The following is a 21,269-nucleotide window of genomic DNA, read 5'->3' as shown; positions in this document are numbered from 1 at the left end:
CGGGTGCGCGGCGACCCCCTCACCTCGGACCGGCCGGCCGAACCGCCGGGCCGGGCGCGAGGAGGCCGCCGGAGCACCACCTCCGGTCGCCACGCGGGCCGACCGGATCAGGACTGCGCGGACAGCTTGCGGTAGGGCAGGACCTCGTCGACGATCCCGTACTCCCGCGCCTGCTCCGCCGTCAGGATCTTGTCCCGCTCCACGTCCCGGCGGACCTGGTCCTTGTCGTTGCCGGTGTGCGTGGCCAGCGTCGTCTCCATCAGGTCGCGCATCCGCTGCACCTCGTTGGCCTGGATCTCCAAGTCGGAGACCTGGCCGTAGATGCCCTCGGTGGACGGCTGGTGGATCAGGATCCGGGAGTTCGGCAGCGCGAGCCGCTTGCCCTTCGTGCCCGCGGCCAGGATGACCGCCGCCGCCGACGCCGCCTGGCCCAGGCAGATCGTGCGCACGTCCGGGCGGACGTACTGGATGGTGTCGTAGATGGCCATCAGGGCCGTGAACGAACCACCCGGCGAGTTGATGTAGATCTGGATCTCGCGGTCCGGGTCGTCGGACTCCAGGAACAGCAGCTGCGCCATCACGTCGTTCGCCGAGGCGTCGTCCACCTGGACGCCGAGGAAGACGATGCGCTCCTCGAACAGCTTGTTGTACGGGTTGGACTCCTTCACCCCGTACGCGGTGCGCTCGACGAAGGAGGGCAGCACGTACCGGGACTGCGGAAGCTGGAATGAGCTCACGACAGGTGACTCCTCGTTAGTGGTTCCGGGCGCGCGGTCAGCTGGGCAGGTTCGCCGCGGAGGCGATGTGGTCCACGAAGCCGTAGTCGCGGGCCTCCTCCGCCGTGAACCAGCGGTCGCGGTCGGAATCGGCCGTGATCTTCTCCACCGTCTGCCCGGTCTGAGCGGCGATCAGCTCCGCCATCTCCCGCTTGTGCTTGGTGAACACCTCGGCCTGGATCGCGATGTCCGAGGCCGTGCCGCCGAGACCCGCCGACGGCTGGTGCATCATGATCCGCGCGTGCGGCAGCGTGAACCGTTTGCCGCGAGCACCGGCGGACAGCAGGAACTGGCCCATCGACGCCGCGAAGCCCATCGCGACGGTCGCCACGTCCGGCTTGATCAGCTGCATCGTGTCGTAGATCGCCATGCCCGCGGTCACCGAACCGCCCGGCGAGTTGATGTAGAGCGAGATGTCCCGCTCCGGGTCCTCGGCCGCGAGCAGGAGCAGCTGCGAGCAGATCTGGTTGGCCATGGTGTCCTCGACCTGGGAGCCCAGGACGATGATCCGCTCCCGCAGCAAGCGCTCGTAAACCGAGTCGTTGAGCGAGAGCCCGTTCGTCGACCGCATGTGCGGCGTCGAGTCCGACGCCGGAACAGTCAGGTGCTGCGTCACGTCTCCCCTGCCTTCTTCCACGATGAGGGCTTCCACAATGGACCGGTCACACCGGCCGTCGGCCGCCGACCCGCTGGGAACGCCTTGCTTTTCCGTATCCGGTGATCCGCTTGCAACCGACCCTAACGAACGTGGGCGGCACCAGCTTCCCGGTACCGCCCACGTTCGCTCAGAGCTTGTGCATTGCTCCCGCCGTTCGCAGAATCCTTCCGCTCACGGCGAAATCACCGCGAAAGAACCGTCACTCGGACTTCGTCGCGGCGGACTCGTCCTTCGCATCGGACTTCGCGTCCTCGGCCTGCTCGACCTCGCCCTGCACGACCTCCGGCTGCTCGCCGGCGTCGTCCTGCGAACCGAACAGCTCGTCCAGGTCCAGCTCCGCGCCGGACGCGTCCACCACGGTGGCCTGGCGCACAACGGAGAACAGCGCCTTGCTGCGCCGCACGTCCGCGTAGATCGCCCCGAGCTGGCCGGACTGCTGCGCCTGCTGGACGTACTGGTCCGGGCTCACGCCGAAGCGCTGCGCCTGGTAGATGATCCGCTCGGTCAGCTCGTTGTCCGAGACGGAGACGTTCTCGGCGTCGGCGATCGTGTCCAGCACCAGCTGGGTGCGGACCGCCTTCTCCGCCTCCTCGCGGGTCTCCGCGTCGAACTGCTCGCGGGTCTGGTCCTGCTGCTCCAGCCACTCCGCGAACTTCGCCTCGTCGTGGTCGAACGGGTGGATCGCGTCGTGCTCGCGAACCTCCACCTCGGACTTCACCACGTTCTCCGGCAGCGGGACCTCGACGGTCTCCAGCAGCGCCTCCAGGACCTTGTCCCGGGCCTGCATGCCCTGCTGCATCCGCTTGACGCGGCCCAGCCGCTCCCGCAGGTCGGCGAGCAGCTCCTCGGCCGTGTCGAACTCGCTGGCCATCTGGGCGAACTCGTCGTCCGCCTCCGGCAGGTGCCGCTCCTTCACCGACGCCAAGGTCACCGTGACCTCGGCCTCGCGGCCCGCGTACTCGCCGGCCACCAGATCGGTGTTGAAGGTGTTCGTGTCACCCGCCGACGCGCCGATCAGCGCGTCGTCGATGCCCTCGATGAGCTGGCCGGAGCCGATCTCGTACGACAGGCCGCTGGTGCGCGCCTCCTCGACGTCCTCGCCGTCGACCGTGGCCGACAGGTCGATGCTGACGAAGTCGCCCTGCTGCGCCGGACGGTCCACGCCGGTCAACGTGCCGAAGCGGGCGCGCAGCTCGTCCAGCTGCTCCTGCACCTCGTCCTCGGTCGTCTCGACGTCGTCCACCGACACCGACAGCTCGCCGAACGCCGGAACGGTGATCTCCGGACGCACATCGACCTCGGCGGTGAACTCGATCTGGTCCCCGTCCTCGATCTTGGTGACCTCGATCTCCGGACGCCCGAGGGTGCGCACCTCGGTGCCGTTGATGGCCTCCATGTACTTGGCCGGAACCGCCTCGTTGACGACCTCGTCGAGCACAGGACCCCGGCCGATGCGGCTCTCCAGCACCCGGGCGGGAACCTTGCCCGGCCGGAAGCCCGGGATGCGGACCTGGTTGGCCAGTGCCTTGTACGCGCGGTCGAAGTTCGGCTTGAGCTCGTCGAACGGCACCTCGACGTTGATCCGTACGCGCGTCGGGCTCAGGTGCTCGACGGTGCTCTTCACGTGGTCTCCTAGTGCGAACGTGCTTCGGACCCCGGCGGTGCCGGCGGGAGCGCCACCCCACGTCGGGGGCGCGCCGGCGACGCCGGGCTGACCTCCGAGTCTATTGCCCAGGCGAGACCGGAGCCCCCGGGGGTTGCCTCAGGGCGCCACCCGCTACCCACCGGCCGCGAGCGCGCGGGCCCGCGCGAACCGGGCCCCGCGGCCGATTCCACGCCAGGAGCGCGAATTCCCGCCGCGGCGCGCCGGGCGAGCCGTCACCTCGGCGCCGAGAACACCGCGTCACCGGCCACCTCACCGGCACCGCCCACCGAACCCAGCGGCGTCGGGATCACCGCCGTCCCGATCCCCACCGTCGGCGGCGCGACGTGCCCGCCGGGAACGTCCACGAACAACGACACCCCGACCAGCAGCAGCACCGCGAGCGCCAGCAGCACCCCCACCACCAAGGCGGGGAGCCGGACCCGGCGCGCGGCCCTCGACACAGCAACGTGAACGTGCACGACCGCGAAATCGGGCGGCGGCTGCTCACCGTTACCGGAAGTCGAACGAATCACCCGGGAAGATCACGTTCCGTGAGACCACCCGGACGTGAAGAAGGAGGCGCGGCCGCACGACCACGCCTCCCGGAGGACCGTCGGGGTGGCGGGATTTGAACCCACGACCCCTCGCACCCAAAGCGAGTGCGCTACCAAACTGCGCCACACCCCGTCCTACCTGCACCGCACCCCCACTGCCCGGGTGCGTTGCGGAGAGCCTATCGCGACGCGTTAAGCTGGGGCACGCAAGGTCGGGAAGACCTCGGCGGAACACCGCCGGGACACGTCGACCGAGCACGCGGGCGTAGCTCAATGGTAGAGCCCCAGTCTTCCAAACTGGCTACGCGGGTTCGATTCCCGTCGCCCGCTCCAGGTCGTGGGAGAGGTGTGCCGAGATCTTTGATCTTGGCCCCTCTCCCTTTCGCATTTCCGTACGGGGGCCGCGCCCCCGTAGGCCCCCACGGTGCGGTGGGCACCTGTGGACGGCGCGGCGGGTCTCGCACTGAGACGGGCTGAGGGGACGGCGGGAAACTCCGCGAGGGCGACCGGTCGACCTCCCGGCACCTCGTCCCTCGGGTGGCGATTCGAAATTGCCGATGTCCCGCGGTCCTCCCCTAGCGCAGGCTCCTGCACGGGTCGGCGGGGGTTCTCCTGTTCGGACTTCGCGGGGGTGTCAGGGGGGCGGGGTGAGCGCTCCCAGGACCGCCAGGGCCGTTCGGATCGGGTCCAGGACCACGGGCGCGTCGGGGTGCTGCTCGGTGTCCACTGCGGAGCAGCCGTTGATGACGGCGGTGACGCCCGCGGCCGCGAACGCGGCCAGGGGGTCGCGCATCGCCGCCGACCAGCGGGCCGGGTCGGTGATGTCCTCGACCGCCAGGTCCAGGACCGCCACTTCGGCGAAGGAATTCGACCAGCCGTAGTCGTCGATGCGGTGGCGCAGCTCGGCGGCGATCGCCGCGTTGCGGGTCACCGCACCGATCCGATGCCCCGCCGCGACCGCGGCCCCCACCGCCAACCGGAGCAGGCCCAGCGCGGGACGGCCCCCGAGCAGGCCCCCGTCCGCGGGCACCGCCGGATCCAGCACGCAGTCCGGCAGCACCGCGTCGCACTCCGGCGCGGCGGCCAGCGACTCCGCGACCAGCTCCGTCGACCGGCGCACGTCCGCCGCGGACTCCAGGGCGCGCGGGCCGCCCGAGGGCAGGTCCGACAGCACCACGCGCACCCCCGCGGGCGAGAGCGCGTCGTAGCGGGCCTGCCTGCGGGCGACCTCCCGCGGCCCGACGACGATCGGCGTGACGGCGTGCACGAGCATGGTGTTCCTCCTCATCGGACCTGGCACGAAGCGCCGAGCGCGCGCAGCTCCGCCGCGGCGTCCACCGCGTCCGGCAGCGCGGCGCACCGCTCCCGGACACCGGCCACCACCTCCGGCGCGCCCAGCAGCTCGCCGAGGACGCGGACCCGGTCCGCGGCGGAGAACGGGTGGAAGGCGGCGTCGCCGACCGGGTTCGGGCGCTCCGCCACGACCCCGGCCGCGGTGAGCCGCACCGGCCGCTCCGCGGGCAGCCGGGCGTCCAGGTCCGGCGCCGCGCGCACCACGACCCGGCGGGCCAGCTCGGCGGTGCCCGGGTCGGCCAGCGCCGCCGCGGAGAACTCGGCCGGGCCCACCCGCCCCCGCCGCAGCGCCGTCGCCACCACGAACGGCAGCGAGAACCGCGCCGCCAGCGGCGTCGGCCAGCTCGTCCGGTCCAACCCGGCGCCGAGCGAGTGGATCTCGACCAGGACCTCCGCCGGGTCCGGACCCACCTGCTCCCGCACCGACAGCGCCGCGTCGATCGCGGCGTGGGTGAACGAGCACGAGGAGTGCTGCTTGAAGTAGCCGCCGAGGACCTCCCAGCCCCCGCCGGTCAGCACCGCCGGGTCCAGCTCGCCCAGCAGACCGCCCAGCGCGTCCGCCGCGACCCCGGTGACCTGCCCGGCCCCGGACGCGGCCAGCCGCGCCGCCGCCAGCCCGGACTGGTTCGCCGCACCCACCCAGGCGTCCCGCACCGGGTTGCCGTCCAGCGCCGCCGAGAACGGGCCCGCGACCGGCAGGCCACCGCCCGCGTCGATCGCCGCCGCCGTCTCCGCGGGCCCCAGGCCGAGCAGCCGCGCGCAGCCCGCCGCCGCACCCGGGACGCCCCAGTTGCCGTGCGGATGGGTGCCCGGCCGCAACCGCGTCGCCCGGCCGAACCGGGCCGCGACCTCGTACGCCGCCAGCAGGGCGCAGCACAGCTCCGCGCCGCGCACCCCCCGCCGCGCGGCCAGCGCCAGCACCGCGGGGAAGCCGTGCGCCGCCGGATGCCCCGCGGCGAGCCGGTGCCCGTCGTCGAGCTCCAAGCGCACCGCGGCGACCGCGTTCAACCAGGCCGCCGCGTCCACCGCGACCGCACGGCCCGTCCCGAACAGCGGGGACGGCCCGTCCGGGGCGTCCCACGCGGCGACCAGCGCCCGCTGCGCCGGGTCCCGCGAGCCGAGCGCGGTGACCGCGATCGAATCGGTGAGCACCACCAGCAGGCGTTCCCGCACCTCGGCGGGCACCTCAGCCCAGCTCAGCTCCGAGACCCACCGGCCGAGCCCGCCGACGGCCTGCCGAAGCTCCGCCGCCCCGCTCATGCCCGCTCGCGCACGACGCGGCCCGCCGGTGCCGCCGCGGCGACCGGCTCGCGGGGCACCAGCAGCATCAGCAGCGCACCCGCCACCGCCAAGCCGGCCATCACGACGAATCCGCTGGTGAAGCTCCCGGTGCCGGCGACGATGAAGCCCATCACCGACGGGGCCACGATCCCGGAGGACGCGAACGCCGCATCGGCGAACCCGGCGGCGCTGCCCGGCTGGTCCGGTGCCGCGTCGATCGAGGCCACCCACCAGATGCCGCCGGTGACGAACCCGAAGCCGACGCCCAGCGAGATCGAGAGCAGCGCCACCGTCAGCGTCGGCGCGATCGCCAGCGGGATCAACGAGCACCCGGCCAGCAGCAGCGCCGCGCCCATCACCGCGAACCGGGTGCGGATCCGCGGGCTGCGCCGGTACACCCGGTCCACCACGTAGCCGCCGACCAGCGCGCCGACGATGCCGCACGCCCACGGCGCGATGGAGAACGCGCCCGCCTGCTCCACACTCAGGCCGTAGGCGTTCGAGAGGAACGACGGCAGCCAGTACATGAAGCCCCAGAACATGAAGCCCCACGCGAAGTACCCGCCCGCGACGACCCACAGGTTCCGGTTCGTCAGCAGCGGCCGCCACCGCACCCGGGACCGGCCCGGCGCCGAATCGGACTCCTGCCCGGCCGCGATCAGCTCCCGCTCCGCGTCGTTCACCCGCGCCGACTCCGAGGGCAGGTCGCGCAGCAGCAGCACGGCGAGCACCGCCCACACCACGCCGAACAGGGCCAGCGTCCAGAACATGCCGCGCCAGCCCACCAGGTCGGTCAGCCCCGTCAGCAGCGGACCGGAGATCAGCAGGCTCCCGGAAACCGCGACCCCGCCGCACAGCGCCAGCGCCACCCCGCGTTCGCGGATCGGCAGCCACCGGCTCACCGTGCGGGTCGCCGCCGGGAACGCCGGTGCCTCCCCGATGCCCAGCAGCAACCGGATGACCAGCAGCCCGGCGAACGAACCGGCGATCGGGATGAGCGCGGTGGTCACCGAGAACAGCGCGATCGCCGACAGCAGCACCCGCCGGGTCCCGAACCGGTCCACCAGCGGCCCGGACAGGAACGCCGCGACCATGTAGCCGATGGAGAAGACGGAGCTGATGATCCCGTACTGCGCGGTGGTGATCCCGAACGCCTGCTCCAGCGGTTCCACCGCGTAGGAGACCGCGCTGCGATCGATGTAGTTGATGACGATGAGGCCGATCACCAGCCCCAGCGTCACGAAGCGAAACCGTGTGCTCATGGCGTGTTCCTCGATTCCGGGAGGGGAATCGTTCGTTCCGTTCGAACGGAGCGGACGAGACGTCGTTGTCTGCCAGTGCTCGGTGCGCGGATCAGCCGTCCAGGTCGGACGCGGCGAGCGCGGCGTGGACGCCGCCCATCACCTCGGCGACCGCGCGGTTCGCGCGCAGGTCCCACACCGCGGCGACGACGTCCGCCGCCCGGCCCGGCCCCACGGCCCGGCTCGCGTTGCCGGTGAACTTCGCCGCCAGCTCGTCGGCGGACAGCGGGCGACCGGGGCCGCCGCGGTTCTCGGTGATCCGCTCGGTGACCGCGCTGCCGTCGGTGAGCTCGGCGGTGAGGACGGCGGGGAACTGCCGGGGGAATCCGGCGGTGGCCTGCTCGTCGGCGACGACCCGCACCCGCCCGGCCAGTTCGAGGCGGCGCGGGTCGGCCGCGGCGGCGTCGGTGAAGTCCTCGTGGAACACGCCGAGCCCGCCGCCGCCCAGCAGCGCCGCCGCCACGGTGTACGGGCCGGAGAACGCGGCGTGGTACCCGGAGCGCGGGTGGCGCTTCTCCGCGGCCGGTTCGGCGATGGTGCGCAGCACCGGGGCGGGCACCCCGAGCACCAGCTCGCGGACCTGCTCGGCCGCCACGCCCCGCTCCCGCAGCCGCAGCGCGGCGTCGATGCCGGCGTGCGTGAAGTGGTTGCACGGGTAGGGCTTGAAGAACACGCCCGGCGTCTCCCAGTGCTCGCCGAGCCCGTCGGTGACGCGTTCCGGGTGCACCCGCTCGCCGCAGAACGCGCGCAGGAACCCGAACCGGCCTTCGATCACGGTGGGCGGGCCGGTGAGCCCGTGCCGCGCCAGGTCGGCGGCGGCGACCCCCGAATGCGCGGCCCAGCCGCAGTGCACCCGCTTGATGGTGCCGCCGGTGCGGTTCGCCTCGATAACGCCGGCGCCCATGCTCGCGGCGATGCCGACCGCGGACGCCAGCGCCTCCGCGTCGAGCCCCTGCAGCATCCCGGCGGCGACGGCAGCGCCGATCGCGCCGCAGATCGCGGTGGCGTGCTGCCCGTGCTCGAAGAACACCGAGTTGCCGAGCTCCTCGTCGTAGCCGGCCATGCCGAGGCGGCAGGTGACCTCGATGCCCATCGCCGCCGCGGCCAGCAGGGCGCGGCCGCCCGCGCCGGTGCGCTCCGCGGTGGCCAGCGCCGCGGGCACCACCGAGGCCGACGGGTGCAGCACCGACGGCAGGTGGGTGTCGTCGAAGTCCAGGCTGTGCGCCAAGGTCCCGTTGACCAGCGCCGCCGACGGCGCGGGAACCCGGCCGGGCAGGCCGATCGCGGTCGCCGCGGGCTGCCCGCCCCACTCGGCGACGACCGCCCCGGCGATCCGCGCCGGTTCCTCGCGGACCGCGGCGAGGGAGTTGCCGAGCACGTCGACGATCCGGCCGGCCACGTCGTCGGCCAGCGCGTCGTCGATGCCGTCGGCGGCCAGCCGGGCGCCGACCTCGCCGATCCGCTGCGCGGGAGTGGTCACGGCTGCACCACCGCCAGCGGCCGCACCGGGGCGCCGGTGCCGCCGACGATGCGCAGCGGGGCGAACACGGCGAGGAACTCGCCCAGCCCGGCTTCGGCCGCGTCCTCCAACGCCAGGTGCTCCACGATGTGGATGCCGTGCTCCACCAGCAGCACCCGGTGCACCGGCAGCACGCGGTGTCCCGCGCCCGCCGGGATCTGCTCGTAGGCGGTGGTGTCGCCGCCGGTGGCGACGATGCCGCGTTCGACGAGCCATGCGGCGCCGTCCACGGTCATCCCGGGCACCCCGGTCTCCTTGCCGACGTAGGCGACCGGGTCGCCGAACAGGCGGCCCCACCCGCTGCGCACCACGGCGACGTCGCCCGGGCCGGGTTCGGCGCCGGCGCGCTCCGCGGCCCGCGCCAGGTCGTCGGCGGTGATGCCGTAGCCGGGTTCCAGCACGTCCACGCCGTGCACGGCGGCCACGTCGAGGAACACCCCGCGGGTCACCATCGGCGGGATCGTCTCGGCGCCGTGCACGGTGTGCTTCCCGCCGCGCTGCGCTTCGGCGGCGTCGGCGCCGCCGTGCAGCTTGCCGTCGTGGCTGACGTGGGCGAGCGCGTCGACGTGGGTGCCGGTGTGCCCGCCGGTGACGATCACCTCGTTGGACGCCGAGCCGCCGTCGGGGCGGACCGCGTCGCCGTGGCGGCGCTCCAGGGTCATCCGGAAACCGGGGTGGTTCGGCGAGCCCGCCATCCCCGTGTACAGCGGGTGGCCGAGCTCGATGATGCGGGTCCCGGCGCGCACGGCGCCGAGCAGGGCGTCGGTCACGGGTTCTCCTTCCCGGCCGCGGCACGGCCCGGTTCGTGGTGCTGCAGCAGCTCATCGGCCAGTTCGGTGACCCAGCGGGCACCGGCGACGACGGCCGGATCGACGAAGCGGCCGTCGGCGTCCACCCAGGCGGCCGCACCCGCGGCGCCGACCGAGGCGAGCAGGGACCGCGCCCGCGCCACCTCGGCCTCGCCGGGGGTGAAGGCCTGGTGGACGGGGGCGATCTGGCCGGGGTGGATCACGGAGCGGCCGAAGAACCCGGCGTCGCGCAGGGCGGCGCTGTCCGCGGCGAGTCCGGCGGTGTCGGCCAGGTCGGTCCACACGCTGGCGACCGGGCTGGGCAGCCCGGCCGCCCGGTTCGCGGTGACGATGCGGGCCCGCGCCCAGCCGAGTTCGGCGCGGTCCCGGATCCGCAGGTCGGCGGCCAGGTCCGTCTCCCCGGGGGAGATCCCGGCGACCAGCGGGTGGCAGGTGGCGAGTTCGAAGGCCCGCTCCAGGCCGCGGGCGCTCTCCACCAGCAGGTGCAACGGCAGCCCGGTCAGCTCGGCCAGCGCGGCGATCGCAGCCGGGTCCTCGGCCTTCGGCACCCGCAGCCCGGCGGCGCCGGACCCGGCCAGCGCTGCGGCGTCGGCCTCGGCCCACGGGGTCCCGGAACCGTTGATCCGCACCCAGGTCCGCTCGCCCGCGCGGGCCGCCGCGCAGGTGCGGGCCCGGTCCTTCGCCGCGGGCGGGACCGCGTCCTCCAGGTCCAGGACCACGGCATCGGCCGCCCCGCCGAGGGCCTTGTCGACCAGGTCCTCCCGGTGCGCGGGCACGTACAGCCAGCTCCGCGCCCGGCCGAGGGCGCTCACACGACCCCCTGCTCGCGCAGCCGGTCCAGCTCACCGGCGTCGACGCCGAGGGAACCCAGCACCTCTGCGGTGTGCGCGCCGAGCCGCGGGCCGGTGGTGCGGACCGAACCGGGCGTGTCCGAGAGCCGGAACGGGGTGTTCTGGAAGCGGACCGGGCCCAGCTCCTCGTCGTCGATCGTCACGATGCTGCCGAGCGCGTTGAAGTGCGGGTCGGCGAGCACGTCCGCCGCGGTGTAGATCGGGGCGACCGCGGCCTGCGCCTCCTCGAAGACGGCGACGACCTCGTCGCGGTCGCGGGCGGCGATCCAGGACCCGACGGCCGCGTCCAGCTCCTCCACGTGCTCGGCGCGGCCCGCTCCGCTGGCGAACCACGGCTCGTCGATCAGCTCCGGGGCGCCGACCAGCCGCACCACCCGCTCGGCGATCGACTGGGCGCTGGTGGAGACCGCGACCCAGCGGCCGTCGGAGCAGCGGTAGGTGTTGCGCGGCGCGTTGTTCGACGAGCGGTTCCCGGTGCGCGGCTGCAGCACCCCGAGCTGGTCGTAGGCGATCAGGCCCGGCCCGAGCAGGTGCAGCAGCGGCTCGATGATCGCGGTGTCCAGCACCTGGCCGCGCCCGGTGCTCTCCCGCGCCCGCAGCGCGGTGAGGATGCCGAACGCGGTGGTGAGCGCGGCGACGCCGTCGGCGAGCCCGAACGGCGGCAGCGTCGGCGGGCCGTCCGGTTCCCCGGTCATGGCGGCGAATCCGCTCATCGCCTCGGCGAGGGTGCCGAAGCCGGGCCGCGACGAGTACGGGCCGGTCTGCCCGAACCCGGTCACCCGCGCCAGCACGAGCCGCGGGTTGCGGGCGGACAGCTCCTCCCAGCCGAGGCCCCAGCGCTCCAGCGTGCCGGGCCGGAAGTTCTCGATCACCACGTCGGCGTCGGCCGCGAGGTCGAGGAACAGCTCCCGGCCGCGCGGGGTGGACAGCACCAGGGTGATCGCCCGCTTGTTGCGGGCCAGCATCTTCCACCAGAGCCCGACGCCGTCCTTCTGCGCGCCGTGCGTTCGTGCCGGGTCGCCGCGCGGGTGCTCGATCTTGATGACGTCGGCGCCGTGGTCGCCCAGCAGCGTCGCGGCCAGCGGCCCGGCGAACAGGGTGGAGGCGTCGAGGACCTTCAGGCCGTCCAGCGCCGGGAGTCCGGCTCCCGCGGGGTGGTCGTGGGTCATCGCGTTCCTCCACTGGTGACGGGGCGCTGCGGGGCGACGCCGCCGAGCCGGGCGGTGACCCGGTCCGCGGTCTCGATCAGCTCGGGTGCGGTGGCGGCCACGAACTCGTCGGTGACCCGGAAGCGGGGCCCGCACACCGAGACCGCGCCGACGAGCCCGCCGGGGCCGAACACGGGGACCGCGACGGAACCGGCGTCGCTCTGCCGCTCACCTTCGGAGGCGGCGTAGCCGAGCTGCCGGATCCGCTCCAGCTCGACGCGCAGCGCGGCCGGATCGGTGGGCGTGGCGGGGGTCAGCGCGGCGAGTTCCCCGGCGAGCAGCCGGTCCACCTCATCCGGCGCGGAGTGGGCGAGCATGCACTTGCCGGACGATCCGGCGTGCAGCGGGAACCGGCGGCCGAGCTCCACCGACATGGTGATCTCGTGGGTGCCGACGACCTGGTCGAGGTAGACGCGCCCGCCGTGCACCTTCGCGCTGATCGTGACGGTCTCGTGCAGCCGGTCGCGCAGTTCGGCGAGGAACGGCAGCGCCGTGGCCCGCAGGTCGGATTCGCGCAGCGCGCGGCTGCCCAGCGCCGCCGCGGCCGGTCCGAGCCGGTACTCGCGGCTCGCGGGGTCGTAGGCGATCAGGTCCCGGGCGGTGAGCGACTGCAGGATGCGGTGCACCACGGCCTTCGAGAGGCCGAGCTCGCGGGACACCCGGCTGACGCCGAGCGTCGGCGGGCCGTCGGTGAACAGCAGCAGCACGTCCGCCACCCGCTCGGTGGCTCCGGTGCCCCCGGTCATCTCCGCCACGTCGTCCCCTCCGATTGCCCCGATCGTCGTACCGCTTACCGGAACGACAGTGCGTGCTCGAACCTCGCAATGTCAAGAAATCCGTGCAGGTTCTTGCATAGAACCAGGCAGGGTGCTCTTATCGAAACACCAGCCGCTTTCGGCTCTGTTCCGCTCAGCGAAACAACCGGAAGGCGCTGGTAGTGAGGAGAAAGCGATGACGATCGATGTCGATCTCGTGGTCGCCGGAGCGGGCGGTGGTCTGGTCGCCGCGATCCGCGGGGCGCAGCTGGGGCTCGACGTGCTGGTGGTCGACTCCGACGCGGACTTCCGCCGCGGCAACAACACCTCGATGTCGACCGCGATGATCCCGGGGCCCGGATCGCGCTTCCAGGCCGCCGCCGGGATCACCGACTCCCCCGAGCTGTTCCTCGCCGACGTCGACCGCAAGACCGGCGGCACCGCCGACCGGCGCATCGCGGCGGCGCTGGCGCAGGTGGGCGCCGAACTCGTGGAATGGCTGGCCGACGAAGTGGGCCTGCCGATCGAGCTGCCCACCGACTTCGACTACCCGGGCCACGCGGTCCCGCGAGTGCACAGCCTTCCCGGGCGGCACGGCTCGGCGCTGCTCGGGCACCTGCTCGACGCGGTGGATCGCAGCGAGCGGATCGATCTGCTGGCCCCGGCCCGGCTCGTCGGCGTCGCACCGGCGGCGGAGGGCCGGACCGCCGTGCTGGAGAACCCGGCCGGGCAGCGCGAGGAGATCACCGCCCGCGCGGTGCTGCTGGCCACCAACGGCTACGGCGCCGACCGCGAGCTCGTCGCGGCCCACCTGCCGGAGATCGCGGACGCGCACTACCACGGCGGCGAGCACTCCCGCGGCGATGCGCTGCGGATCGGCGGGGAACTCGGCGCCGCCACCGGTTTCCTCGACGCCTACCAGGGCCACGCCGCGCTGTCCGCGGCCGCCCGGACCCTGGTGACCTGGACCGCCGTGATGCACGGCGGCGCCGTCGTCGACTCCGGCGGCACCCGGTTCGGCGACGAGACGACCGGCTACTCCGAGTACGCCGCGGTGCTCGCCGGGCGGCCCGGCGGCCGCGGCTGGCTGGTCTTCGACGAGCGGATCGACGGGCTGTGCCGCGCCTTCGGCGACTACCGGGACGTGCTCGCCGCGGGCGCCGTGCGGCGCGCCGACGATCCGGCGGGGCTCGCCGAGCTGATCGGGGTACCCGCCGCGGCGCTGGAACGGGAGCTCACCGACCTCGCGGACGTGGCCGCCGGGACCCGCGCCGACCGGTTCGGCCGCGCCGCGACCACCGCGCTGCACCCGCCGTACCACGCCGTCGAGATCGTCCCCGCGCTGTTCCACACCCAGGGCGGGCTGCTCGTCGACGAGCACGCCCGCGTCCTGGACACCGCCGGGGAACCCGTCCCCGGGCTGTACGCCTCCGGTGGCGCCGCCGCCGGGATCTCCGGTCGCGGCGCGGCCGGATACCTGGCGGGCAACGGACTGCTGCCCGCGCTGGGACTCGCCTACCTCGCCGCCGGGCACCTCGCCCGGTCCACCCGCAACCCCTCGGAAGGTGCCCGATGACCCGACCCGACCTGATCGTCCGCGACGTCCGAGTCGTCCGCCCCGGCGGCGGCGAACCGTTCCGCGCCGACATCGCGATCGCCGACGGCGTCGTCGCCGAGGTCGGCCCGGACCTGGCGGTGCCGGCGGGCACCGAGGTCCACGAGGGCCGCGGGCTGCTCGCCTTCCCCGGCGTCGTCGACGCCCACCAGCACTGGGGCATCTACAACCCGCTGTCCGCGGACACCGCCACCGAGAGCCGCGCCTGCGCGCAGGGCGGGGTGACCACCTCGCTCACCTACATGCGGACCGGGCAGTACTACCTGAACCGCGGTGGCCCGTACTCCGAGGTGTTCCCCGAGGTTCTCGCCGCCGCCGAGGGTCGCTCGTACGTGGACTACGCCTTCCACCTCGCCCCGATGCAGTCCGCGCACATCGACGAGATCCCGGCGCTGGTCCGGGAGCACGGCGTCACCTCGTTCAAGATCTTCATGTTCTACGGCAGCCACGGGCTGCACGGGCGCTCCACCGACCAGAGCGACTTCCTGATGATCCCCGAGGGCGAGCGCTACGACATCGCGCACTTCGAGTTCGTCATGCGCGGCATCCAGGCCGCCCGCGAGGCGAACCCGGACATCGCCGACCAGATCTCGCTGTCCCTGCACTGCGAGACCGCGGAGATCATGACCGCCTACACCCGGCTCGTGGAGGAGGAAGGCGAGCTCTCCGGGCTGGAGGCCTACAGCGCGTCCCGGCCGCCGCACTCCGAGGGCCTGGCCGTCACCATCGCCTCCTACCTCGCGCACGAGACGGGCCTGCCCACCATCAACCTGCTGCACCTGTCGTCGGCGAAGGCGATGGAGGCGGCGATGGTGATGGCGAAGGCCTTCCCGCACGTCGACTTCCGCCGCGAGGTCACCATCGGCCACCTGCTCGCCGACGTCAGCACCGCCGACGGCGTCGGCGGCAAGGTCAACCCGCCGCTGCGGCCCCGCGCCGACGTCGAAGCGCTCTGGGAGCACCTGCTGGCGGGCGACGTCAGCTGGGTCGTGTCCGACCACGCCTGCTGCAAGGAGGAGAAGAAGTTCGGCGAGGACCCCGCCGACGTGTTCGCCGCGAAGTCCGGGTTCGGCGGCACCGAATACCTGCTGCCCGGCCTCGTCGGCGAAGGCCGCAAGCGCGGGCTGCCGATGTCCTCGGTCGCCGAACTGCTGTCCACCAATCCGGCCCGGCGCCTCGGTCTGCCCACCAAGGGCGACATCGCCCCCGGGTTCGACGCCGACATCGCCCTCGTCGACCCGGACCGGTCGTTCGTCGTCGACCCCGGCGATTCCGAGTCCACCCAGGAGTACACGCCGTTCCGCGGCATGGAGATCGGCGCGACCGTCGAGACCACGTTCCTGCGCGGGAGGCGGATCTTCGACGGGGGCGAGGTCCGCGGCGAACCCGGCGGCCGCTACCTCCACCGGCCCACCGGGCGCTGACCCCGGAGCCCGCGGGTGGCCGGAGACCGCTCGCCGGCGGACGTCCTCGCGTCGACGTCCGTCGGCGAACCGGTCGGCCGGCTGCGCCCGGTCTCGCCGGGTCGGTGACGGACGGCGCGGCCCCCGGGGCAGGAGGAGCACGGCCCCCACCCGCACCGCGCGAGGCGTCCGGTCACCGCGCGGCGGCCCCCGCGACCGGCCCGCGGCGTTCGCGCCACCAGACGAACGCCAGCGCCGCCAGGAAGAACGGCACCGGGATCAGCAGGTGCGGCCCGCCGGGCACGGCCGATCGATCGAGGACCAGGGCTCCGCCCCCGGCGAACAGGACGTTCAGGATCGAGGTGAGCGCGTTGTTGGCGATGTGCAACGCGATCGACGCCTCCAGCCCGCGGCTGATCACCGCCATCGCGGCGAAGCAGACCCCCAGGAACGTGTAGTAGGCGAGCTGCCACGGGTCGAAGGCGAAGTGGGACAGGGCGAACACGGGGCTGGACGCCAGCACGCCGAACACCAGCGCGGGCGCGACCGGGCGGACCCAGGACGCGAGCGCGGGCATGATCGCGCCGCGGAACATGAGTTCCTCGGCCAGCGACTGCACCGGGATGGTCAGCACCACCACCAGGAGCAGCGTCACGGTCGTACCGGTGATGCCGAACGTGGTCCACGTGGTCGCCTCCGGCGCCAGGACCGCGAGAGCGGCGTCGGCCCCCGCGACGAGGACGAGCGCGCCACCGAGGTACCGGAGCAGGCGGCCCCGGTCGAAGCGCCGCGGGAAGCTGAGCACGCGGCGCCAGGGCACCCCGGCGAACCGGGCGGCGACGGGGATCGCCAGCAACCCGGTGATCCCCATGCTCAGGTTCACCGCCAGCAGGCGCAGCGGCGTCAGGACGTCCGGCGCCTGGTCGCCTTCGATCATCGCCACGCCCCGGAACAGGGCGATCTGCAACAGCAACATCGAGAGCGGGAGCCCGATCACGACCACGAGCGGTTTCCACCAGCTCATCCGCAGGTGCGTGCCGAAGGGGCGAGGCGTGCCGTCGAACTCGGCCGGCGGGTGCGGCGGTCCGGCTGCCGCGAGGGTCCGCGGTGCGCGGTCGGGCCGCGGGGGCAGGGGTGAACTCATGCTGGGGCCTCTCGGTCGGCGCTCCCGCGGCGCGCGAACGGCGACGCCGGGCGCGGGACGGTCGCGCATCGGTGCGGTGTCCGTGCTCGGGCCCGCGGGACGGGCCGGTCCGGCGGTCGTTTTCGCGGTGCGCGGCGCGGGCCGCTCCGGTCCCCGATGCCCGACGACACTTTTCCAATACGGTGTATTGCTTTTATAGCACACCGTATTAGAACAGCTCGGAACCTCGATCCCCCGCACGGCCGGGACGTGGTGAGGCCGAAAACCCGTGGTCCCCCGTCGGTGGGGTGCCTCATGCTGGGGAGGGTGCGCGCCACGCCACCGCAAGAGGGGAGCCGGGGACATCAGTGCGACGTCTTGAGTACAAGTGGCTGGTCGGGATCACGTTCGTCCTCGGCCTGATCATGCAGATCCTGGACATGACCGTCCTCAACGTCGCGCTCGCGACGCTCGGGCGGGAGTTCCACGTGGGCGAAGGGGCCCTGCAGTGGGTGCTGACCGGCTACATGATCAGCCTCGCCGTGTTCGTGCCCTCCTCCGGCTGGATCGCCGACCGGTTCGGCAGCAAGCGCACCTTCGAGCTCGCCATCGTGCTGTTCACCCTCGCGTCCGTGCTGTGCGGGCTGGCCACCGAGATGTGGATGCTCATCGGCGCGCGGATCCTGCAAGGCGTCGGCGGCGGCATGCTCGTGCCCGTCGGGCAGGCCATGCTGTTCCGCGCGTTCCCCGCCAACGAGCGCGCCAAGGCCTCCGCGGTGCTGTCCATCCCGATCACCATCGCGCCGACCCTCGGGCCGCTGCTCGGCGGCGTGCTCGTGCAGTACGCCAGCTGGCGGTGGATCTTCTTCATCAACGTGCCCGTCGGGGCCGTGGCGCTGCTGTTCACCGTGCTGTTCCTCAAGGAGGAGCAGCGCGACCGGCCGGGCCGCTTCGACCTGCCCGGGTTCGTGCTCGCCGGGGCCGGGCTGGCCACGCTGCTCGTCGCGCTCGACCAGGGCGCCCAGCTCGGCTGGGGCCGGCCCTCCGTGTGGGGCGTGCTGCTGGCCGCGGTGCTGCTCATCGGCGGGCTCGTCGTGCGCGAACTGCGCACGCCCGAGCCGATGCTGGACCTGCGGCTGCTCGGCGACCGGCTGTTCGGCACCGGGAACGCGCTGCTCATCTGCTCCACCGGGGCGATCTTCGGGACGCTGTTCCTGCTGCCGCTGTTCCTGCAGAACCTGCGCGGCTACACCCCGCTCGAATCCGGGCTGGTGCTGATGCCGCAGGCGCTGAGCATGCTCGTCGCCACCCAGGTCGTCAGCCGCGTCTACGGGCGCGTCGGCCCGCGCAGGCTGCTGCTGGTGGGGTTCGGCGTGCTCATCTCCGTCGGGTTCGCGCTGCAGCTGCTCGACACCGGCACGCCGGTGTGGTTCCTGGTGGTGCTGCTCATGTGGCTCGGCCTCGGCATGGGGCTGCTGATGACGCCGTTGCAGACCGCCGCGTTCGCCCGCATCAGCGGGCCCGCGATGGGGCACGCCAGTTCGCTGTTCAACGCCAGCAGGCAGGTCGCGACCGCGCTCGGCACCGCCGTGTGCGCGACCATCTTCGTGGCGCTGAGCACCGCCTACGCGTCCACCGCGGACATGGGCGTCGCCGGGGCCGCGCAGCAGGTGCAGATGGCCGCCTACCGGGGCGCGTTCCTCGCCTCCATCGGCTTCGGCATCGCCGGGCTGCTGCTGTCGCTGCGGGTCCGCGACTCCGACGCCGCCGCCACCCTCGACCACGTGCGGAAACCCCGTGCGCGGCCCGGGAAGCACGGCGGCGACCACGCCGACACCTCGACCGTGAGATAGCTCAAGGTCGCCCCACAGCGGCCCCCGCCGGTGCACTATTTGAAGGGTGACCGAATTGCCGCACGCCGACCAGGTCCGCAACCACGCCCGCTGGCGACCCGGATGGCACTCCGGCCGCACCAGCTACGCCTGGCTGTTGCCGTTCGCCGACCAGCCCGGACTGCGCAACCTGGTGAACCAGTACCAGTACGCGCTGCGCGACCTGCCCGGGTTCGACCTCGTCCCGCTCGAATGGATGCACATCCTCGTGCAGGAGGTCGGGTTCACCGACGAAGTCCCGCCGGAGCGGACCGACGAGCTCGTCGCCGCCGCCGCCGAACGCCTCGCCGGGTTCAACCCGCTGGCGCTGGCCTTCCACCGGGCCGTGGTGCTGCCCGAGTCGCTGTCGCTGCCAGCGGAACCGCAGACCTCGCTGTGGGACCTGCGGGAACGGCTGCGGGCCGCGACCGCGGACGTGCTCGGCACCGAGCAGCTGCCCGCCGAACCCGAAGAGGTCGACCGGCACATCAGCCTCGCGTTCTCCACCACCGAAGGGCCCGCGATCTTCGCGGTCGCCACCCTCGGCGGCACCGACGTCGACCCGACCACCGCCAAGAGCTCCGCGGTGTCGCTGGTGCGGCTCAACCGCGACCACTCCTGCTCCGAGTGGGAGACCATTGCGCAGGTCCCGCTGGGCTGACTTCTTCTCCCCCTTCTGCTGCTCGGTGCTCCGGTGGCGGGTGCTCCTCTTGCTCTGGTGGTCGGCGGCTCATCGGCTTCGCCGCTGACGAGAAACGGCCTGCTGCGCGGGTCGAACGCCGGGGGTGCGTCCGGCGCCGGGTGCGAACGGCCGGTCGCGCAGGGTTGCGCGATCGCTCCGGCACTTCCTCCGAACGGGTACCGTCGAAAGTGTGGACGCGGCGGCAGGTCCGCCCTGGAACGGCTCGGAGGGACCATGGGCGCACTCATCCTGATCGTCGTCGCCGCGATCGTGATCATCGGTGCGGTGTGGTGGTCCCGCAGGCAGAACCTCGCCCACCAGCAGCGGGAACTCGACGACTCCCGCGCCGAGGCGCGGCGCTGGGTGGAGCGGCTGGGCGGGCAGGTCCTCAACATCGACGGCACCGACGACGCCTCGAAGCAGGCCATGGCCGACGCCGCCGAACGGCACAACGCCGCCGTCTCCCAGCTCGACCAGGCGTCCTCCGCCGAGCAGTGCAGGCTCACCACGCAGACCGCGATGGAAGGCCTCTACTACGTGCGCGCAGCGCGCACCGCGATGGAACTCGACCCCGGTCCCGAGCTGCCCGATCTCAGCCACGGCGCCGGGAAGGTCACCGAACACCGCGAGGTCGAGGTCGACGGCAGGCAGCAGGTGGCCTCCCCCACGCCCGGCGACGCCACCCCGCACTACTACCCCGGCGGGCGCGTCGCGGGCCGCCCGGTGCCCGAAGGCTGGTACAGCGAGCCGTGGTGGAAGCCCGCGCTCGTCGCCGGGGCCTGGGGCGCCGGTTCGTTCCTGCTGATGAGCGCCATGTTCAGCGGCATGGCCGGCGTGCCGGAGGCCGCCGCGGCCGGTGACGTCGGCGGCGGGGACCTCGGGGACCCGGGCGCGCTCGGCGACGGCGGGGACCCGGGAGACTTCGGCGGCGACGATCCCGGCGGGGACTTCGGGGACTTCGACTTCGACCTGGGCGACTTCGGCTTCTGACGGGTGCGGGGCCGTCGCGCTCAGGCGGCCGGGCCGGTCACCGCGCGGATTCCACCGGCGTCGACTGGCAGACCGGGCACCAGTACAGGTTGCGGCCGGACAGGCCCGCGGTGGCGATCGGCGTCCCGCAGACCAGGCACGGCGCCCCCGCCCGGCGGTACACGTAGACCTCTCCCCCGTGCCGGTCCTGGCGCGGTTCCCGCCCCATCGCGGCCGGCTCGTGCTCCGGGCGCACCGTGTCGATGCGGCCGACGCGCACCCCGTCGGCCATCAGCTCGACCAGGTCGGTCCAGATCGACTTCCACGCCCGCTCGCCCAGCTCGCGACCCGGCGTGTACGGCGGGATGCCGTGCCGGAACAGCACTTCCGCGCGGTACACGTTGCCCGCACCGGCCAGCACCGCCTGGTCCAGCAGCAGGGCCGCGATGGAACTCCGGGACCGCGAGATCCGCGCCCACGCGCGCTCCGGTTCGGCGTCGGCGCGCAGCGGGTCCGGTCCGAGCCGGTCGCGCAGCGCGGCCACCTCGTCGAGGGTGATCAGCTCGCAGGCCGTCGGGCCGCGCAGGTCGGTGCCGCGGCCGGGCCCGACGATCCGCATCCGCACCTGCCCGCGCGGTTCCTGCGGTGGCAGCGGGAATTCGGTGAACCCGCCGTACAACCCGAGGTGCACGTGCACGACTTCCGGGCCGTAGAAGTGGAACAGGTGCTTGCCGTGCGCCTCGGCGCGTTCGAACCGCGCCCCGTCCACCCGCGCGGCCCCGCCCGCGAACCGGCCCTGCGGGCTCGACACCCGGACCAGGTGACCGCCGAAGCGGGAATCGTGCAGCCCGGCGAGCCGGTGCAGCGTGTGCCCCTCAGGCATCACGGGCCTTCCG

At 73.4% G+C, this 21,269-nt stretch carries 19 protein-coding genes and 2 tRNA genes; 6 read left to right on the top strand and 15 right to left on the bottom strand.

Going from position 1 to position 21,269, the window contains the following annotated elements; all coding sequences use genetic code 11:
• Window positions 1-107: 107 nt before the first annotated feature.
• The 5 genes from LCD35_RS11035 to LCD35_RS11015 all read right to left on the bottom strand — a co-directional run bounded on the left by LCD35_RS11035 (window position 108) and on the right by LCD35_RS11015 (window position 3,766).
• Window positions 108-737 (bottom strand): ATP-dependent Clp protease proteolytic subunit, encoded by a 630-nt coding sequence (locus tag LCD35_RS11035; RefSeq protein ID WP_224959627.1) that lies wholly within the window; start codon window positions 735-737, stop codon window positions 108-110.
• Between the two features lie 37 nt (window positions 738-774).
• Window positions 775-1,347 carry an ATP-dependent Clp protease proteolytic subunit gene (locus LCD35_RS11030; RefSeq protein ID WP_224959666.1) on the bottom strand — a complete coding sequence of 191 codons (573 nt, stop codon included), beginning with the start codon at window positions 1,345-1,347 and terminating at the stop codon, window positions 775-777.
• A gap of 286 nt (window positions 1,348-1,633) precedes the next feature.
• Entirely contained in the window at window positions 1,634-3,058 is a 1,425-nt protein-coding gene (gene tig, locus LCD35_RS11025) for a trigger factor (RefSeq protein ID WP_224959625.1), read from the bottom strand.
• A gap of 254 nt (window positions 3,059-3,312) precedes the next feature.
• Window positions 3,313-3,540, bottom strand: a complete 228-nt coding sequence (locus tag LCD35_RS11020; RefSeq protein ID WP_224959622.1) for a hypothetical protein — start codon at window positions 3,538-3,540, stop codon at window positions 3,313-3,315.
• A gap of 152 nt (window positions 3,541-3,692) precedes the next feature.
• Window positions 3,693-3,766: transfer RNA gene (locus LCD35_RS11015), tRNA-Pro, on the bottom strand.
• Window positions 3,767-3,892: 126 nt separating this feature from the next.
• On the opposite strand from LCD35_RS11015, the gene LCD35_RS11010 reads away from it, so the two are divergent.
• Window positions 3,893-3,966: transfer RNA gene (locus tag LCD35_RS11010), tRNA-Gly, on the top strand.
• 301 nt (window positions 3,967-4,267) lie between these two features.
• Here LCD35_RS11010 and LCD35_RS11005 read toward each other — a convergent pair.
• The 8 genes from LCD35_RS11005 to LCD35_RS10970 all read right to left on the bottom strand — a co-directional run bounded on the left by LCD35_RS11005 (window position 4,268) and on the right by LCD35_RS10970 (window position 12,701).
• Window positions 4,268-4,906, bottom strand: coding sequence for an aspartate/glutamate racemase family protein (locus LCD35_RS11005; RefSeq protein WP_224960913.1), 639 nt, complete (start codon window positions 4,904-4,906; stop codon window positions 4,268-4,270).
• Window positions 4,907-4,917: 11 nt separating this feature from the next.
• Window positions 4,918-6,246, bottom strand: coding sequence for an MmgE/PrpD family protein (locus tag LCD35_RS11000; protein WP_224966785.1), 1,329 nt, complete (start codon window positions 6,244-6,246; stop codon window positions 4,918-4,920).
• A complete protein-coding gene (locus tag LCD35_RS10995) occupies window positions 6,243-7,529 on the bottom strand; it encodes an MFS transporter (protein ID WP_224966786.1) in 1,287 nt (428 codons plus the stop codon). Before LCD35_RS10995 ends, LCD35_RS11000 begins: the two co-directional genes overlap by 4 nt.
• 91 nt (window positions 7,530-7,620) lie before the next feature.
• The gene (locus LCD35_RS30445; protein ID WP_225044128.1) at window positions 7,621-9,048 is read right to left on the bottom strand and encodes an MmgE/PrpD family protein; all 1,428 of its coding nucleotides are present in this window, start codon (window positions 9,046-9,048) and stop codon (window positions 7,621-7,623) included.
• A complete protein-coding gene (locus LCD35_RS10985) occupies window positions 9,045-9,857 on the bottom strand; it encodes a cyclase family protein (RefSeq protein WP_224960905.1) in 813 nt (270 codons plus the stop codon). The genes LCD35_RS30445 and LCD35_RS10985 overlap by 4 nt, the downstream gene beginning before the upstream one ends.
• On the bottom strand, window positions 9,854-10,708 hold the full coding sequence (locus LCD35_RS10980) for a CoA ester lyase (protein WP_225044127.1): 855 nt from the start codon (window positions 10,706-10,708) through the stop codon (window positions 9,854-9,856). The genes LCD35_RS10985 and LCD35_RS10980 overlap by 4 nt, the downstream gene beginning before the upstream one ends.
• On the bottom strand, window positions 10,705-11,916 hold the full coding sequence (locus LCD35_RS10975) for a CaiB/BaiF CoA-transferase family protein (RefSeq protein WP_224960900.1): 1,212 nt from the start codon (window positions 11,914-11,916) through the stop codon (window positions 10,705-10,707). The genes LCD35_RS10980 and LCD35_RS10975 overlap by 4 nt, the downstream gene beginning before the upstream one ends.
• Complete coding sequence (locus LCD35_RS10970; protein ID WP_224960916.1) at window positions 11,913-12,701, bottom strand: IclR family transcriptional regulator; 789 nt, start codon at window positions 12,699-12,701, stop codon at window positions 11,913-11,915. Before LCD35_RS10970 ends, LCD35_RS10975 begins: the two co-directional genes overlap by 4 nt.
• 205 nt (window positions 12,702-12,906) lie before the next feature.
• On the opposite strand from LCD35_RS10970, the gene LCD35_RS10965 reads away from it, so the two are divergent.
• Window positions 12,907-14,286, top strand: coding sequence for an FAD-binding protein (locus tag LCD35_RS10965; RefSeq protein ID WP_255614691.1), 1,380 nt, complete (start codon window positions 12,907-12,909; stop codon window positions 14,284-14,286).
• Window positions 14,283-15,749: a dihydroorotase family protein gene (locus tag LCD35_RS10960; RefSeq protein ID WP_225044126.1), complete on the top strand. Its 1,467-nt coding sequence runs from the start codon at window positions 14,283-14,285 to the stop codon at window positions 15,747-15,749. The genes LCD35_RS10965 and LCD35_RS10960 overlap by 4 nt, the downstream gene beginning before the upstream one ends.
• A 172-nt stretch (window positions 15,750-15,921) precedes the next feature.
• Here the strand turns inward: LCD35_RS10960 and LCD35_RS10955 are convergent, their stop codons facing one another.
• The gene (locus tag LCD35_RS10955) at window positions 15,922-16,872 is read right to left on the bottom strand and encodes a CPBP family intramembrane glutamic endopeptidase (protein WP_225044125.1); all 951 of its coding nucleotides are present in this window, start codon (window positions 16,870-16,872) and stop codon (window positions 15,922-15,924) included.
• Window positions 16,873-17,219: 347 nt separating this feature from the next.
• Here LCD35_RS10955 and LCD35_RS10950 point away from each other — a divergent pair, with 347 nt between their 5' ends.
• The 3 genes from LCD35_RS10950 (at window position 17,220) to LCD35_RS10940 (ending at window position 20,394) form a co-directional block, all read left to right on the top strand.
• The gene (locus LCD35_RS10950) at window positions 17,220-18,704 is read left to right on the top strand and encodes an MDR family MFS transporter (RefSeq protein ID WP_224960895.1); all 1,485 of its coding nucleotides are present in this window, start codon (window positions 17,220-17,222) and stop codon (window positions 18,702-18,704) included.
• 46 nt (window positions 18,705-18,750) lie between these two features.
• Window positions 18,751-19,383 carry a 2'-5' RNA ligase family protein gene (locus tag LCD35_RS10945; protein ID WP_224960893.1) on the top strand — a complete coding sequence of 211 codons (633 nt, stop codon included), beginning with the start codon at window positions 18,751-18,753 and terminating at the stop codon, window positions 19,381-19,383.
• Window positions 19,384-19,638: 255 nt separating this feature from the next.
• Complete coding sequence (locus LCD35_RS10940; protein ID WP_224977858.1) at window positions 19,639-20,394, top strand: hypothetical protein; 756 nt, start codon at window positions 19,639-19,641, stop codon at window positions 20,392-20,394.
• A gap of 37 nt (window positions 20,395-20,431) precedes the next feature.
• Here LCD35_RS10940 and LCD35_RS10935 read toward each other — a convergent pair whose 3' ends face one another.
• Window positions 20,432-21,256, bottom strand: a complete 825-nt coding sequence (locus LCD35_RS10935) for an Fpg/Nei family DNA glycosylase (protein ID WP_224960889.1) — start codon at window positions 21,254-21,256, stop codon at window positions 20,432-20,434.
• Between the last annotated feature and the right edge of the window lie 13 nt (window positions 21,257-21,269).

This window comes from Saccharopolyspora sp. 6V, assembly GCF_020176785.1.
Taxonomy (GTDB): Bacteria; Actinomycetota; Actinomycetes; order Mycobacteriales; family Pseudonocardiaceae; genus Saccharopolyspora_C; species Saccharopolyspora_C gregorii.
The sequence above is the reverse complement of the archived record's forward strand: the minus strand, read 5'-3'. Positions and strand labels throughout refer to the sequence as shown.

Bases quoted from the DNA above. Each gene is read 5' to 3' on its own strand.
- LCD35_RS11030 (WP_224959666.1), bottom strand. From the start codon at position 1,347: ATGCGGTCGACGAACGGGCTCTCGCTCAACGACTCGGTTTACGAGCGC.
- LCD35_RS11005 (WP_224960913.1), bottom strand. From the start codon at position 4,906: ATGCTCGTGCACGCCGTCACGCCGATCGTCGTCGGGCCGCGGGAGGTC.
- LCD35_RS11000 (WP_224966785.1), bottom strand. From the start codon at position 6,246: ATGAGCGGGGCGGCGGAGCTTCGGCAGGCCGTCGGCGGGCTCGGCCGG.
- LCD35_RS10995 (WP_224966786.1), bottom strand. From the start codon at position 7,529: ATGAGCACACGGTTTCGCTTCGTGACGCTGGGGCTGGTGATCGGCCTC.
- LCD35_RS10975 (WP_224960900.1), bottom strand. From the start codon at position 11,916: ATGACCCACGACCACCCCGCGGGAGCCGGACTCCCGGCGCTGGACGGC.
- LCD35_RS10970 (WP_224960916.1), bottom strand. From the start codon at position 12,701: ATGACCGGGGGCACCGGAGCCACCGAGCGGGTGGCGGACGTGCTGCTG.
- LCD35_RS10965 (WP_255614691.1), top strand. From the start codon at position 12,907: ATGACGATCGATGTCGATCTCGTGGTCGCCGGAGCGGGCGGTGGTCTG.
- LCD35_RS10960 (WP_225044126.1), top strand. From the start codon at position 14,283: ATGACCCGACCCGACCTGATCGTCCGCGACGTCCGAGTCGTCCGCCCC.
- LCD35_RS10955 (WP_225044125.1), bottom strand. From the start codon at position 16,872: ATGAGTTCACCCCTGCCCCCGCGGCCCGACCGCGCACCGCGGACCCTC.
- LCD35_RS10940 (WP_224977858.1), top strand. From the start codon at position 19,639: ATGGGCGCACTCATCCTGATCGTCGTCGCCGCGATCGTGATCATCGGT.
- LCD35_RS10935 (WP_224960889.1), bottom strand. From the start codon at position 21,256: ATGCCTGAGGGGCACACGCTGCACCGGCTCGCCGGGCTGCACGATTCC.